General features: G+C 49.3%; 15 protein-coding genes. 5 read left to right on the plus strand and 10 right to left on the minus strand.

The annotated features are described in order from the left end of the window. Positions 1-21 precede the first annotated feature (21 nt). The 3 genes from J3A84_RS04040 to J3A84_RS04050 all read right to left on the minus strand — a co-directional run bounded on the left by J3A84_RS04040 (position 22) and on the right by J3A84_RS04050 (position 2,380). Positions 22-1,746, minus strand: a complete 1,725-nt coding sequence (locus J3A84_RS04040) for an ATP-dependent helicase (RefSeq protein WP_207598730.1) — start codon at positions 1,744-1,746, stop codon at positions 22-24. Between the two features lie 166 nt (positions 1,747-1,912). Next, positions 1,913-2,113 carry a hypothetical protein gene (locus tag J3A84_RS04045; protein WP_207598731.1) on the minus strand — a complete coding sequence of 67 codons (201 nt, stop codon included), beginning with the start codon at positions 2,111-2,113 and terminating at the stop codon, positions 1,913-1,915. 30 nt (positions 2,114-2,143) lie between these two features. Beyond that, positions 2,144-2,380 (minus strand): hypothetical protein, encoded by a 237-nt coding sequence (locus J3A84_RS04050; protein WP_207598732.1) that lies wholly within the window; start codon positions 2,378-2,380, stop codon positions 2,144-2,146. Positions 2,381-2,603: 223 nt separating this feature from the next. Between J3A84_RS04050 and J3A84_RS04055 the strand changes: the two genes are divergently transcribed. The 3 genes from J3A84_RS04055 to J3A84_RS04065 all read left to right on the plus strand — a co-directional run bounded on the left by J3A84_RS04055 (position 2,604) and on the right by J3A84_RS04065 (position 5,533). Beyond that, the gene (locus J3A84_RS04055) at positions 2,604-3,332 is read left to right on the plus strand and encodes a phosphatase PAP2 family protein (RefSeq protein ID WP_207598733.1); all 729 of its coding nucleotides are present in this window, start codon (positions 2,604-2,606) and stop codon (positions 3,330-3,332) included. A 100-nt stretch (positions 3,333-3,432) separates the two neighbouring features. After that, positions 3,433-4,914: a nicotinate phosphoribosyltransferase gene (locus J3A84_RS04060; protein ID WP_207598734.1), complete on the plus strand. Its 1,482-nt coding sequence runs from the start codon at positions 3,433-3,435 to the stop codon at positions 4,912-4,914. A gap of 130 nt (positions 4,915-5,044) precedes the next feature. Next, entirely contained in the window at positions 5,045-5,533 is a 489-nt protein-coding gene (locus J3A84_RS04065) for a QueT transporter family protein (RefSeq protein ID WP_281069611.1), read from the plus strand. A 103-nt stretch (positions 5,534-5,636) separates the two neighbouring features. Here J3A84_RS04065 and J3A84_RS04070 read toward each other — a convergent pair whose 3' ends face one another. Genes J3A84_RS04070 through J3A84_RS04090 form a run of 5 tightly spaced genes read right to left on the minus strand, consistent with a single transcriptional unit; the run spans position 5,637 to position 9,404 of the window. Then, on the minus strand, positions 5,637-5,843 hold the full coding sequence (locus J3A84_RS04070; protein WP_207598735.1) for a hypothetical protein: 207 nt from the start codon (positions 5,841-5,843) through the stop codon (positions 5,637-5,639). A 27-nt stretch (positions 5,844-5,870) separates the two neighbouring features. Further along, positions 5,871-6,872: an ABC transporter permease gene (locus J3A84_RS04075; protein ID WP_207598736.1), complete on the minus strand. Its 1,002-nt coding sequence runs from the start codon at positions 6,870-6,872 to the stop codon at positions 5,871-5,873. Between the two features lie 12 nt (positions 6,873-6,884). Further along, on the minus strand, positions 6,885-7,919 hold the full coding sequence (locus tag J3A84_RS04080; protein ID WP_207598737.1) for an ABC transporter permease: 1,035 nt from the start codon (positions 7,917-7,919) through the stop codon (positions 6,885-6,887). A gap of 1 nt (position 7,920) precedes the next feature. Further along, positions 7,921-8,775, minus strand: a complete 855-nt coding sequence (locus J3A84_RS04085; protein WP_207598738.1) for an ABC transporter ATP-binding protein — start codon at positions 8,773-8,775, stop codon at positions 7,921-7,923. Between the two features lie 14 nt (positions 8,776-8,789). Beyond that, a complete protein-coding gene (locus J3A84_RS04090) occupies positions 8,790-9,404 on the minus strand; it encodes a TetR/AcrR family transcriptional regulator (protein ID WP_207598739.1) in 615 nt (204 codons plus the stop codon). Between the two features lie 223 nt (positions 9,405-9,627). Here J3A84_RS04090 and J3A84_RS04095 point away from each other — a divergent pair, with 223 nt between their 5' ends. Together J3A84_RS04095 and perR are read left to right on the plus strand one after the other, a co-directional pair. Next, positions 9,628-10,875, plus strand: a complete 1,248-nt coding sequence (locus J3A84_RS04095; RefSeq protein ID WP_207598740.1) for an MFS transporter — start codon at positions 9,628-9,630, stop codon at positions 10,873-10,875. A gap of 76 nt (positions 10,876-10,951) precedes the next feature. Further along, positions 10,952-11,371 carry a transcriptional regulator PerR gene (gene perR / locus J3A84_RS04100; protein ID WP_207598741.1) on the plus strand — a complete coding sequence of 140 codons (420 nt, stop codon included), beginning with the start codon at positions 10,952-10,954 and terminating at the stop codon, positions 11,369-11,371. A gap of 209 nt (positions 11,372-11,580) precedes the next feature. Here perR and yihA read toward each other — a convergent pair whose 3' ends face one another. Both yihA and lon read right to left on the minus strand, forming a co-directional pair. Continuing rightward, complete coding sequence (yihA, locus tag J3A84_RS04105) at positions 11,581-12,177, minus strand: ribosome biogenesis GTP-binding protein YihA/YsxC (RefSeq protein WP_207598807.1); 597 nt, start codon at positions 12,175-12,177, stop codon at positions 11,581-11,583. A gap of 6 nt (positions 12,178-12,183) precedes the next feature. Next, positions 12,184-14,505 (minus strand): endopeptidase La, encoded by a 2,322-nt coding sequence (gene lon, locus J3A84_RS04110; RefSeq protein WP_207598742.1) that lies wholly within the window; start codon positions 14,503-14,505, stop codon positions 12,184-12,186. Positions 14,506-14,543 lie beyond the last annotated feature (38 nt).

Here is a 14,543-nt window from a genome sequence, read left to right on the forward strand (position 1 = left end):
TAAATTTAATATCACCCTATATTATAGTACGAAACGGCTTCTTTTTCTCTCTTTTCCGTGAATAAATCTGGGGCTATAGATATGAAGCTCTTCTTTGGCCCGGGTGATGGCCACATAAAAGATTCTTCTTTCCTCTTCCAGATTCTCCAGAGATGCGCCGTGGGGCATGTAGCCTTCCACCGCATTGATGACGAAGACCTTGTCAAACTCCAGCCCCTTGACCCCATGGACCGTGGACAGGGAGACCTTCGCTTCCGTGACTTCCGCCTCTCTGGTGGAAGCGGTGAGCAGATCCAGCGGATTGTCATAGTAGGCCGCTACTTCCTTCATCTCATCCAGCTCCTCGAAAAGCTCCTCCTCGTCTCTGCCCGTGCGCTCCGCATAGCTTCTCAGATACTCCTCATAGCCTAGAACCTTCTCGATGTATTCCACCACACGCTCCGTGGTCATTTTCCGGATTCCGGAAAGGTCTCTTAGAAATTCCCGGTTCTTGATCAGGGAGTAGTTGTTCTTTGCCGGGTCCAGAAGAATCTTCTCGATGTCCTCCCCCAGTCCGATCTTTCTCATATCCGCTTTGGACTGATACCGGTAGGGTTTGTTGACGATTCGCAAGAAGGCCTCCCGATCGTCCTGATAAGCCGCTCTCAGATAATCCAGAATATCCTTGGCGATGAATCCCTTGAAGAAGTTGTAGTTGTCTCTGGAATGAAAAGCGATCTTCTCTTTGCGCAGAAACTCCTTCACCCGCATGCCTTCTCTGTTGGTTCTGTAGAGAATGGCATAGCTTCCGAAGGCGTCTTTTCTGATTTCGTTGGCGATGTCCAGCAGCATCAGCTCCTGGTTTTCAGGAAAGATCTTCGTGATCTTTCTCTTTTCCTTCCGGCTGGCAAGAAGCTCCTTCTTGTTCCGCAGAGTATTCAGCTGAATCACTTCTCCCGCATAGTTCACGATGTTCTCGGTGCTTCTGTAGTTGTATTTCAGGTACAGCTTCTTCCCCTGGAACATCTTCTCGAAATCGATCATCCCGGTGGGATCCGATCCTCTGAAGGCATAGATGCACTGATCCTCATCGCCCACACAGAAGAGCCTCTGCTCCTTGGAGATCTTCTGGATGATCTTCAGCTGGATGGGGTCCAGATCCTGAAACTCATCGATGAGGATATGACTGTGGGCATTTCGAAAGGCGGTCAGAAACGCCTCATCTTCGAACTGCCGAAGCACTTCGATCTGAAGATCGTCAAAATCAAGCAGCCCCCGCTTCTTCCGCTCCGACTCGTAGAGGTCAAAGGCCTTCTCGAAGAGATCGTCCTTATGGGTCAGCACCAGGTCCGTCTCCTTCAGATAGGTCTTGACCTTGTATTTCGAAATGTCCCTTAAGATGGTCTCCACATCATCGGAGTCCAGCTTCAGCTCCTTCTGGAGCCTGCTGCGGATGATAAATTCATCCTTCCCGTAGATCATGCTGATGGCTCCCCTTTTCACCCGTAGAATCCGATAGCAGAGTCCATGGATGGTGCCGAAGAAGGGTCTTATGCTGCCCTTCCCCTCATAACGCTCCTCCATCTCCACGGCAGATGCCTTGGAAAAAGTCAGCACAACGATTTTCTTCGGAGAAACGCCTTCTTCTATGATATGCTGGAGTCTTCGGAGCATCACCGTGGTCTTTCCGGACCCCGGTGGCGCCACCACCAGAACCTTATTCTCTTTTGTCAGATATGCATCCTGCTGATACTTGTCCAGTTCCAAAATCATCTTCCTCCAGTTCCTTTTCTTTCGTAAGTCTCTATTCTACCCTATTTCACATCCTTAGGAAAGAACACTTCCTCTATATTGTGCGAACGCCAGACATCCTCATACGTCTGGAGGCAATGAAAAGAGGCTTTGCAGCCTCCCCTTTTGTTTCCATCCGTATCTACATGAAATTCGGTGAAGTGATTCCGGCAAGAATCACCAGAAGCGACACCGCCGCCAGAAGCACCATGCCACCGGATTCCTTCTTTTCCAGAATCAGCGACGACAGTGCGGAGTAGAGTCCAAAGACCAGAAAAAACGGCCAGATGAACCAGGTCCAGTAGTAGAAAATGCCAAGTCCGTTCATGAGCTGTAGCAGCAAGAAAATCCCTCCCCTTCGTATCTGTCGCTGTTATCTGTAGATGCTGCTGAGCATGGTGATGACGCCGAGTATGAATACAGGGATTCCCCAGGCACCCTTCTCCGATTTCATGGAAAAGAACCCCAGAAACACCGCCAGAGCCCCCAGGGCCACAGGCTGCCAGAACCAGCCCGCGATGGCGGATAAAAAGCCACCGATCAGCATGTACTGCGCCGTATTGTTTCTGAATTTCATGGGTTCTTTCCGATCGTCCAGTCTGAAAAACATGGTCTATTCCCCCTTCAGCATAAATTTCAGTTTCGATTATCCTTATTCTATCAGAAATCCGCCTTCGTTTCCTTAAATGAATCCATCTTTCCATCAGGAATCACAGTGAAAACCTTCTTTCCCCCTGTCAAAAAGTTCCATGTCATCTGTTATAATGAGGAGAAGGCAGCCTGTATAAAAGCACAGGCAGGCAGATTCAGCCGATGAAAGGAGTGAATTCGACATGAACAAAGACAGGGTGAGAAAAGTCGCCATCACCTTCTTGCTGCTTTTCCTGGGTTTTGGAATCATCTATGCTTCTCTGGCGCTTTTTTCAGAAATCTCGGAAAGTGTCGTCAACGAAAATATACGGGTCATCGATGATGCCGTTGTGCATTTTCTCATGTATTTTTCTTCCCCGTTTCTTCAGGATGCACTGACGCTCCTCACAGAAATGGGTTCCGTCTGGTTCACGGCCATGGTGAGCGCCATGATTCTCCTCTACCTCTGGTTCAGAGGGAAAGACAAGTGGACGATGCTTTTTTACGCCATCGCCATGGGCGGAGGCGGACTGCTCATACTGCTTCTGAAGGAATTTTTCAGAATCGAGCGGCCTTCCATCAATGAAGCCATCGATGCGGTGGGTTACAGCTTTCCCAGTGGGCATGCCATGGGTTCCATGATTCTCTATGGATTCATCGCCTATCTTGTGGTGAGAAGTGCGCTGAAGAAGAAAACCAAGATCATCCTCACTGCAGCACTGCTTCTTCTTGCCTCACTGGTTGCGGTTTCCAGAGTCTATCTCAGCGCCCATTACCCCAGTGATGTGGTGGCCGGTCAGGCTGGAGGCCTTGCATGGCTTCTCTTCTGCATCATTCTTCTGGAAGGAATCCAGTGGAAAAACCGCAGCGGCTTCATGCCCGTAAAAGGGTTCAGAAGACTTCTGGATCGCCTGTCCGGTCTCTTCAGCTGATTCCCTTCAGCGTGAAAGCTGAAGTTCTGTAGAAAAACTCCTGTAATTTGGTATAATGGTACAAAGCAGACAACCAAATAATTTTAGGAACGGTGATAATATGGAACGCGTGATTGACGTAAGGAATGGTAGAAATCTCACGATGCTCTCTGATTTCTATGAACTTACCATGGGCAATGGTTATTTCGAAAATGGTGTGGACGAGACCATCGCCTATTTTGATATGTACTTCAGAAAGATTCCCGATGAAGGCGGTTTTGCAGTGATGGCTGGTGTGGACCAGCTTATAGAGTATCTGGAGAATCTCACCTTCACCAAGGAAGACATTGAATTTCTCAGAAGCAAGAATACCTTCAGCGAAGGCTTTCTCAGCTATCTGGAAAACTTCAAGTTCGAATGTGATGTCTGGGCAGTGCCTGAAGGTACTCCGGTGTTTCCCAATGAGCCCCTGGTGACCGTAAGAGGGCCCATCATCCAGGCCCAGTTTGTGGAGACCATGGTCCTTCTGACCGTGAACCATCAGACCCTGATTGCCACCAAGGCCAACAGAATCGTAAGAGCCGCGGCAGGAAGAGATGTGCTGGAATTCGGTTCCAGAAGAGCCCAGGGCTATGACGGTGCCATCTACGGAACCCGAGCAGCCATCGTCGGTGGCGCAACCTCCTCTTCCAACACCCTGGCGGAAATCATGTTCAATGTACCCGCCGTGGGCACCATGGCGCACAGCTGGGTACAGCTCTTCGATTCAGAATATGAAGCCTTCAGAAAATGGGCGGAAATCTATCCGGATAAATGCTCCCTGCTGGTGGATACCTATAACGTGCTGAAATCCGGTATCCCCAATGCCATCAAGGTCTTCAATGAATATGTGCTGCCCACAGGAAATCGGCCTAAGTCCATCCGAATCGATTCCGGTGACATCACCTATCTCACCAAGCAGTCCAGAAGAATGCTGGATGAAGCAGGCTTTGAAGATGTGAAGATCATCGTGTCCAACTCTCTGGATGAATACATCATTCGAGATGTACTGGCACAGGGTGCACCCATCGATGTCTTCGGTGTGGGCGAGCGGCTCATCACTGCAAGAAGCGAACCGGTCTTCGGTGGTGTATACAAACTGGTGGCCGTGGAAAGAGACGGAAAGATCACGCCGAAGATCAAGGTCAGTGAGAACCAGGAAAAAATCACAACGCCGCACTTCAAGAAGATCTACAGAGTCTTCTCCAACAAGTCCGGCCTGGCTGTGGCAGATCTTCTCTGCGAGCATGATGAAGTCATCGATGAAAGCCAGCCGCTGACCATCTTTGATCCCACCTATACCTGGAAGAGAAGAACCTTCAAGGAATACACCCTGAGAGAACTGCAGGAAAGAATCTTCGAGAAGGGCGTACTGGTCTATAAGAGCCCGACGGTCCTTGAAATCAGAGCCTATTCAAAGAAGGAAATCGAGAATCTCTGGCCTGAAGCCTTAAGGCTTGAGTATCCTCATAGATACTATGTGGACCTCTCTCAGAAGCTTTGGGACACCAGGCAGAATCTGCTCATTGAACAGTCTCAGATGTATGCCGAAGACAAATACTAGAAGCGGAAATATCCAGAACCTCCGGAAGAAAAACTTCCGGAGGTTCCTTTGATTTCGGGATAAGCTGTGATATAATTGGTCAGGTTTTATCATTTATTTTAGCAATCATCAAAAGTGGAGGAACATAAAATTGAGTACGAAAAACATAAATCACGTGGAATTTCTGGTCAAATCGTCCATCGTCGCAGCCATCTATGCTGCGCTGACCATGCTGCTGCCTTTCAGCTATCTGGGCGTACAGTTTCGAATCGCTGAGATCCTCGTCCTTCTGGTCTTCATAGACAAGAGATATATCTACGGTCTCACACTGGGATGCCTCATCGCAAACCTTGGCAGTCCCTTAGGTCCTGTGGATGTGATCTTCGGTACCCTGGCCACACTCATCGCACTGCTTCTGATTTCAAAGACGAAAAATCTTTTCGTGGCCACCCTGTGGCCTGCTGTGGTCAATGGAATCATCATCGGTCTTCTTCTCTACTACCTGCTGGATCTGCCCTTCTTTCTGTCGGCAGCCCAGGTGTTCTTTGGAGAATTCGTCGTGGTGACCCTCATCGGCTACTTCCTCTTCAAGAGAATTCTGAGAGATCGGAAACTGGTGGAGATCATCTCCTTCAGATAAGAATCATCCATCAGAAAAATGACGATACGCCTCTTCCATGCTTCCTGCATGAAAGAGGCGTATCTTTTTGTTTATTTTTACAATGATTTTTGAGCGGCTTCCATTAACTCACAAGAAGCCAGATGCCGAAACCTGCCGCCGCTAGAGCGAAGACATAGAAAAAGATTTCCGTTCCCTTTTCTCCCAGTAGCTTGCGGAACATTCTTATTTTCGCCATGTTCCAGATCTGCTCCGGTTTCTTCACCGTGATGAAGATCACCGCTGCCGCGTAGACAATGAGTAGTAGTCCAAGTAGTGCCAGTCCGTCCATATTATTACCTCCAATCATTTATAGTTGTTATTTCAGTCCTCTGTTTATTTTCTTTCTCATGGCCAGCATCACCACAGATGAAATGAGGAGGATCATCAGAGTGCTGAAGAGGATGCTTCCCCAGGCGGCTTCCTTCAGTATGATGGAATCCATAGCCATGAACGCCCAGTAGAAGGGAGACCAGTACAGTAGAAAATGGAGTCCTTCTCTCAGGTAGATGGCGCCGAATATGGATCCCAGCACAGGCAGAAACACCATTTTCATACCGGATATGGCAGCCAGCACATTGTCGCTGTTGACGCCGATGGTGAAGCCGATGATCACTGAAGTGAGTGCAATGGACACGGTGACAAGAGCCGCCATGAAGTAGTTGATGCTGCCGTAATCAAGAATCAGTAGAATCCCGATGACATGAACAAGAGGAATGAGAAATCCCAGTGCTGCTTTCCCCAGAACATACTGGATTCTATTCACCGGAGCCACATTCATGGCTGCCAGGGTGTTCTCCTGCTTTTCCTCCACCAGATTGATGAGGATGATCATACCTCCGAAGATGGAGATGAATACTGCCAGGAGACTTCCTCCATACTGCTTGATGGGAGAAAGCTTCCAGCCCACATCCGATACCGTAAGCGTGACTGGAACCTCAATGTCTTCATTGGATAATGAATCCAGGAGCAGCACGGCCATTTCCTGCATATCCACCTTCTCGTTCCCCTGGGTCACCACCTGAAATCCGTTTGCATCTTTCGTGATGCCATAGACATCATCCAGTGCTTCCACACGCTCCAGAAGGACTTCTTCCGACTCAAATTCCTCTACCTTGGCATATTGCGTGAAATAGGAGATCTCCTCCTCCGTCACCGTATCGTCTACGGCGAACCGTAGAATGGACTGAGAGACGGAGCTTGTCAGCATATTGAGAATGACAGCGATGAGAAAGGGAACCACAAGGATATAAAGAATCATGTAGTCTCTCATGCCGGACTTCGTATCACGGCCCATGATGGCCAATATTTTCTTAAGCATTCTTCTCCCCCCCTACACTGTCAGTGTCTTCTTGTATCTGAGTACCGCCGCCATGAAAAATACTGCCCCTGCCAGAATGAAGAGTCCCGATGTGGTCAGGATGAAGCCCGTGTCCGGCCTTTCAAGAAACACCTCTCTGAAGGCGAAAAGCAGAGGATAGGACGGCAGGATTCTGATGATGAGCGGCGAAAACGACGGCATGAAGTAGGAAACTCCCCCGAAGGCCATGATCATGATGATGATGTAGAGCGCTCCCATGGACTTGATGATGGAATCGTAGAAACTTGCGATGAAGAGTCCCAGCGCCGTACCGAAGAAGTTGGATGCGGCCAGCACCAGAAAGAGATGCAGGTAGTTCACCTTCATCCCCACCACCAGAACCGTTGTGATCAGCCCGGTAAGAAGCCCAGTGAAGAGCATGACACCCACCTTGGAAAGCAGGTAATCTCTTATGCTCACCGGCGTCACCGTAAGGGCTCTTATGGTGCCTTCCTCCTTGTCCATGAACACATAGGCCGCCACGATAAACAGTCCCATGAACGCCGAATTCATCATGAGGAGAATCGGCATATAGTTGGTCCGGTCGGAAAGTCTTTCCGCATCGGCATCCAGCACTTTCACTGTGGTGGTTTCCGTGTACTGTGGATGCTCGGTCTTGAAGCCGGCCAGAAGGACGCTTTCCATCATGTTTCGAATTTCTTCGCTCTCATAGCCCTGAAGAATGATTTCGTAGCCCATGCCTTCACTCGTCTCGCCGATGACGGCCCCCTGAGAAGCACGATCCTTCTCCATGGCCAGAACCACTTCCTCTCTGGAATCCAGAAGCGTGATGTCCGCGCTCTGGTCCTTCTCCATGGATGTGAGGATCTGTTCGCTGTTTATACCGGATTCCACATGGAGAAACAGCTTCGTGGTGGGATCGGCGTTCTCCGGCACCACAAAGAGCAGCACCGCAACGATGATCAGCGCCATGATGAATTCGATGTAGATGTAGTAGGTTCTGTAGGAGACCTTCAGGTCTCTTAAAAAGGTATGTAGAAGCTTCATTTTATACCAGCCCCCTGCCCGTCAGTCTGATGAAGATTTCCTCAAGCGTCGCCTCTTTCGTATGCATCATTTCAATGTGACCGTCCTTGACGATTTCATTGAGCAGAAGTCTCTCTTCCTCATTGGAGAGGTCGATGAGTGCTGTCTCCAGCTTCTCTCCCTTGAGATATTCCACCTGTACCACTTTCTTTCCATACTGCAGCTTGAGGTTTCTTGGAGAGTCGATGACTTTCAGCTGCCCGTCCACAATGAACCCCACCCGGTCGCAGAGCTCATCCGCGATGAACATGTTGTGGGTGGTGAGAAACACCGTGGTGCCCTCCTTGTTCTTCTCCTTCACGATGTCCTTGATGCTGCCGGCAATGGCAGGGTCAAGGCCCGTGGTGGGTTCATCCAGGAACCATAAAGAAGGCTTGTTGATCATGCTTCTGGCAAAGGTCAGTCTGTGCTTCATCCCCTTGGAGAAGGTGCCGGCCTTCTTGTTCTTCACATGGTCCAGGCCCACCAGCTTCAGAAGCTCTTCCGGGTCCATGGTCTCCACATCAAAGAGTTTTCTGTAGAACTCCAGATTTTCCAGTGCAGTGAGCTTTCCATAGACATTGGACTGCTCAAAGGATACCCCGATTCTGTTGAATACTTTTCGGTCAAACTTTCGAAGATCATAGCCTGCCACCTGCCCGGACCCTTCCTGGATGGGCAGAAGACCCGTGAGAATGCCCTGGGTGGTGGACTTTCCTGCTCCGGATGGTCCGAGAAAACCGAACACTTCCCCCTGCTCCACCTGAAAACTCACATTCTTCAGTGCGTAGTTTTTGTCTTTCGTGTAGGAATAATTGAGATTGTCGACTTTAATCATTTTACCCTTCCCCCTTAACTGATGCCGTTTCTGATGAGATCAAAGAATTTATCCAGCTCCTCCATGATCTTCATGGAATAGCCCTCGTCCTGATGTTTCTCGAAATAATACTCCACTACACTGATCTGCATGCCGATCATGATTTTCGCCACCAGCCGAAGATCCAGATCCGCCCTCACATCCCCGTTTTCCTGCCCCTTCTGAAGAAGGGCTATGAACATGTCGTCTCCCTTGGGTGTGAAGGTTTCCCTGATCTTCTGAAGAAGGCCGCTGGTATCTTTCATCATGCGGTTTCCGATTTCCGCATAATCAGGATTCTCCAGTGCAAACTCGATGCCCGCCCGATACATCTCCCGCAGCGCATCGTAGAAATTCACCTCCGCGAAATTCATCATGGATGGGGTCAGATACTGAATCTTCTTTTCTCCGATGATGGACATGATGTGAAGATAAAGATCCTCCTTATCCTTGAAGTACTGATAGAAACTCCCTTTGGAGATTCCGCTTCTCTCCACGATGCGGTTGATGCTTGCCACGTCATAGTCGTAGTCTTTAAACTCTGCCACAGCTTCGCCAAGAATCCTTTCCCGCTTCTCCTCCGGCAGATTGAAAAATGTCTGTTTTGGCATCCGCCTGTCACCCTCCTCTTTTATGACCATATGGTCATATGACACCTTGGTCACATTATAAACCCGAAGAGATTCCTTTGTCAACTCCTACAGCGATATCCGAAAAAAATCAGAAAACACAAGATTTCCTGAAAAAGACCAGGAAACTATGGACCTTCTCTCCGAAAAAGAGTAAAATACATCAGATACAAGCCATACTGCAATCAATACAGGAGTAAGAACTATGCGAAAGAAGCTCGAGCACATGCTCTTCGGAAACAGTCAGAACATCAAATACTACGCCATCAACGGAATCCTCTTCACCATGGTCACCGTCCTCTCCAAGAGCTATGCCATCAAGTTTCTGGACCGTCTTGGCGGAGAAGACATCCATTTCAGTCTTTTCAATGCCCTGCCTGGATTCGTGGCCATCTTCACAACCATTCCAGGGATTCTTCTGATCCAGAAAGGGAAATCGAAAAGAAAGACTCTGGGCACTTTCTTCTATATTTCAAGACTCATGCCCCTGTTTCTCGCCGCAGTCCCTTTTCTGCCCAAGACGATGCAGCCCATGGTCTTCGTTCTCATCTATGGACTCATGAACTTTCCGGAATCCATATCCGCCACTTCCCTGCAGGATTACACCGGAGACATCTTCAGTCCCCATGAACGAGCAGATGCCCTTTCCATCAGGAATCAGATGTCTCAGATCTCCCAGATCTCCGTATCCATTCTGGTGGGCTTCATCCTTTCTCTCTCCTCGGTGAACAGGACCGTCATCATCATGTATCAGATCTTCATCGTTCTTTCCTTTCTCATCGGCTTGAAGGAAATCCACTACATGTACAAGATGGAGCCGCTGGTTACGGAAGAAGAGCAGAAAGAGAAGTCTGTTCCGAAACTCAGGGAAAGTCTTCGGGCTGTTTTTTCCCATAAGGAGTATGTGAGTTTTCTAGCCTGCTCTCTTCTCTTCCATTTCGGATGGCAGATGGGATGGCCTCTCTTTAATGTGTACCAGATCAAAGTGCTCGGTGCGGATGAGATGTGGCTGACCATCATCAATGTGCTTTCCAGCATCTTCATGGTCTTAAGCTTCACCCAGTGGAAGAAGGTCATCAAGAAGTTCGATTATAAGCTGGCCATAGCCCTTGCCACCTTCGGAATGGGACTCACCCCGCTTCTCTATATCCTGTCAAAGAACCTGGTGACCTTGACCTTCATGCAGCCTGTCACAGGATTTTTCACGGCCGGTACCATCGTAGTGGTTCTGGGAAGCCTTCTGGCTGCAAGTCCCGATGAATACCGCACCATGAGTGTGGCGGTCCACGCCACACTCACCAGCGTCACCCTGGCGGTGGCGCCCCTCTTCGGAACCTATATCCAGGATGTTCTGAGCATAGAGGGTGCCCTCTTCGTCTCCTCTTCACTGAGACTCCTGGGCAGTTTCGTATTCCTCCTTCGTTTTCTGAAAGCCAGAAAACAGACGTCCTGAATACAGGATTTCTTTGTATTCCATGAGCCATTGTGCTATTATTTTTATAGAATAGGACCCATAAAGGAGCGTAAAATTGTACAGCATAACGAGAACATTCAAAAACAAAGGATTAAAACTGACCCCCCAGAGGATTGCTGTGTATGAATACCTTCTGGGAACAAAGCAGCACCCTTCTGCAGAAACCATTTATTCGGCACTTATAGAGAAGTTTCCGACCATGAGCCTGGCCACAGTGTACAAATCCCTGAAGACCCTCTGCAAGGTGGAGCTGGTACAGGAACTGAATCTTGGAGAAGGCAACTTCCGATACGACGCCTTCATGGAAGAACATGCGCATTTTCAGTGCAACCACTGCAGCACCGTGTTTGACATGATGAACGTGCCTACGGATCGGGTCATGGAAGCCGTCTCCGGAAACGAGAGCTTCCTCATCGAGTCCAGCAGGCTCTATTTCTACGGCACCTGCCTGGAGTGCCAGAAGAAAAACGCCTGATGGATCCGGAAACAGCAGATGAAATAACGCAGAAGCTCAGATATCACCGGTGTGATACTGAGCTTCTTTTAATGGATCCGTAAACCGGACTATGCAGATTACCTGAAACCGGAAAAAAGCACCTCTGCGTCTTCTTGCGCAAAGGTGCTCTTCCCTGTAATGAAATGGAGTTATTTATTACACTCCCATTATGCTCTCTTTCTGCTTCTCTATTCATCTTCCGGAAGAATATCGTGAAATACCAGGTCGATGACGGCCTGGAGATTCTCCCTGGATGTGGAGGAGTAAAGAATGAGCTGGTCTTTATCCGTCAGCTCCAGGGTCTCCCGGATGAGCTTCTCGCTCTTTCTGATGTCGTTTCTCTTCAGCTTATCCAGCTTCGTTCCGATGACCACCACGTCTTTCTCAAAGTACCGGAAGTACTCCATCATGGCGATGTCATCCGCTGTAGGTTTATGCCTGGAATCCACCAGAAGCACGAATCTTTTCAGATGCGGACTGCTGTTGATGTAGTCTTCAATGATCTTCCCCCAGGCGGCCTTTTCGGTCTTGGAGATTTTCGCATATCCGTATCCAGGAAGGTCCACCAGCATGGCTGCTTCATTGATGAGAAAGAAATTCACAAGTCTCGTGCGACCAGGTGTATTGGATACTTTCGCAAGCTTTCTTCTGTTGGTGATGGCATTGATGATGGTGGATTTTCCGACGTTGGAACGTCCTACGAAAGCCACTTCGGGATGCCCTGTTTCAGGGTACTGGTTTTTCCTCACTGCAGAAGTGATGAAATCCGCGTGTTTGATCTTGATCATAGATTATTCCACCTCCAAAAGTGCTTTCTCCAGTACTTCATTGACCTCTTTCACCGGAATGAACGTGAGTTTCGACAGAATCGACTGAGGCAGCTTTTCCATGTCGAACTTGTTCTTTTCCGGAATGATGATGGTGTCGATGCCCGCTCTTGCCGCTGCAAGAGATTTCTCTTTGAGGCCTCCGATGGGAAGCACTCTGCCCGTCAGGGTGATTTCTCCTGTCATGGCCACATTGTGCCTGGCTTTTCTGCCTGTGAGGGCGGACACCAGCGCCGTGGTCATGGTGACACCGGCAGAAGGTCCATCCTTCGGCACTGCGCCTTCGGGCACGTGCACATGGATATCCTGGTCCTTGTAGAATTTGCTCTTCACGCCCAGTTCATCACTGTGCGCCCGGATATAGGAGTAAGCGGCCTTGGCCGATTCCTTCATCACATCCCCCAGCTGTCCGGTAAGCTCGAGCTTGCCGCTGCCGTCCATGACGGAAACCTCAATGGGGAGGATATCTCCGCCGAACATGGTCCAGGCGAGGCCTGTGACGACGCCCACGCGGTCTTCCTTCTCCGCACGGTCATACATGAACTTCGGATGTCCCAGGAATTTCTCCACCATCTGGGTGTTGAGATTCACGGAATCCTTCTTCTTCTCCAGCATATAAGCCACGGATTTTCTGGTCAGGGAGGCGATGGTTCTTTCCAGATTACGCACTCCGGACTCCACCGTATAACCTTCGATGATGAGCTTGATGGCATTGTCCGAGAAGACCAGCTGGTCTTCCTTGAGATTATGCTCCTTCAGAACCTTTGGAATCAGATGCTTCTTTGCGATATTCAGCTTCTCTTCATAGGTGTAGCCGTTGATTTCAATGACTTCCATTCTGTCCAGAAGAGGTCTTGGTATGGTATCCAGCGTGTTTGCGGTGGTGATGAACATGACCTTGGAAAGGTCCATCTCCACTTCCAGATAATGGTCTCTGAATGTGGAGTTCTGCTCCGCATCCAGCACTTCCAGGAGGGCATCGGCCGGGTCTCCTCTGAAGTCATTGGCCATCTTGTCGATCTCATCCAGAAGAAACAGCGGATTTCTTGTCTTGGCCTGTCTCATGCCGTAGATGATTCTGCCTGGGATACTGCCCACATAGGTTCTTCTGTGTCCTCTGATTTCCGCTTCATCCCGCACGCCACCTAAGGACATGCGCACGAAGTTTCTGTTCACGGCTCTGGCCACGGACTTGGCGATGGAGGTCTTACCCACGCCTGGAGGTCCTACCAGACAGATAATGGGCCCCTTCATGGTCTTGGAGGTGTTCTTCACCGCCAGATACTCGATGATTCTGTCCTTCACATCCTTCAGACCATAATGGTCTGCTTCCAGAATCTCTCTGGCCTTGATGATGTCCAGATTGTCTTTGGTCTCCTTGTTCCATGGAAGATCGATGAGCCAGTCCAGATAGGTTCGGATGATTCCGCCTTCTGCGCTGTAGCTGCCGCTGTTTCGCAGACGGTCCAGCTCATAGAGGGCTTTCTCCTTGGCTTCCTTGGGCATCTTGGCCTTCTTGATCTTTTCCTGATAGGAGAAGATCTCCTTGGCATCTTCATCATACTCGCCCAGTTCATCCTGGATGGCCTTCAGCTGCTCGCGAAGATAGTATTCCTTCTGCACTTTGTCGATGTTGCTCTTGACCTTGGTGCCGATCTTCTTTTCGATTTTCGCGATTTCCAGTTCCTTGTTGATGATCACCAGCAGCTTTTCCAGTCTTTCCTTTACATTGAGCGTCATAAGAAGGTCCTGCTTGTCCTCCGGTTTCAGCATCAGATAGGATGCCACCGTGTCGCAGAACCTGCCCGGGTCTTCTATGTCATCCAGAGACAGAAGCGCTTCCTGGGGCATATAGCCCGTGTGACGCACATAGGCCTGAAGGGTGTCCTTGACACTTCTGACCAGGGCTTCGCATTCCACATTCACTTCTTTCTCGGCCTCTTCATCAATGATGGTGATGCTGGCCTTGTAATGAGGGTCTTCCTTGATGGATGTGACTTTCCCTCTGGAGATGCCTTCCACGAGAACTCTTACGGTGTTCCCTGGAAGCTTCAGAAGCTGCCTGATGACACAGAGCGTTCCGATTTCCAGAAGATCGTCTTTTCCAGGTTCTTCCACTCTGCTTTCTTTCTGGGGCACCAGAAAAATCTCCTGGTCCTTCAGCATTGCCTCATCCAGTGCGGCAATGGATTTCTCTCTCCCTACATCGAAATGCAGGACCATATATGGAAATATGGTGATTCCTCTTAAAGGGATCATGGGAAGAGTTCTTCTCTTTCTCGCCATAAAATTACCTCTCTCTCGAAAATGGACAAACCTTTCGG

This window comes from Proteiniclasticum aestuarii (assembly GCF_017368455.1).
Lineage (GTDB): Bacteria > Bacillota > Clostridia > Clostridiales > Clostridiaceae > Proteiniclasticum > Proteiniclasticum aestuarii.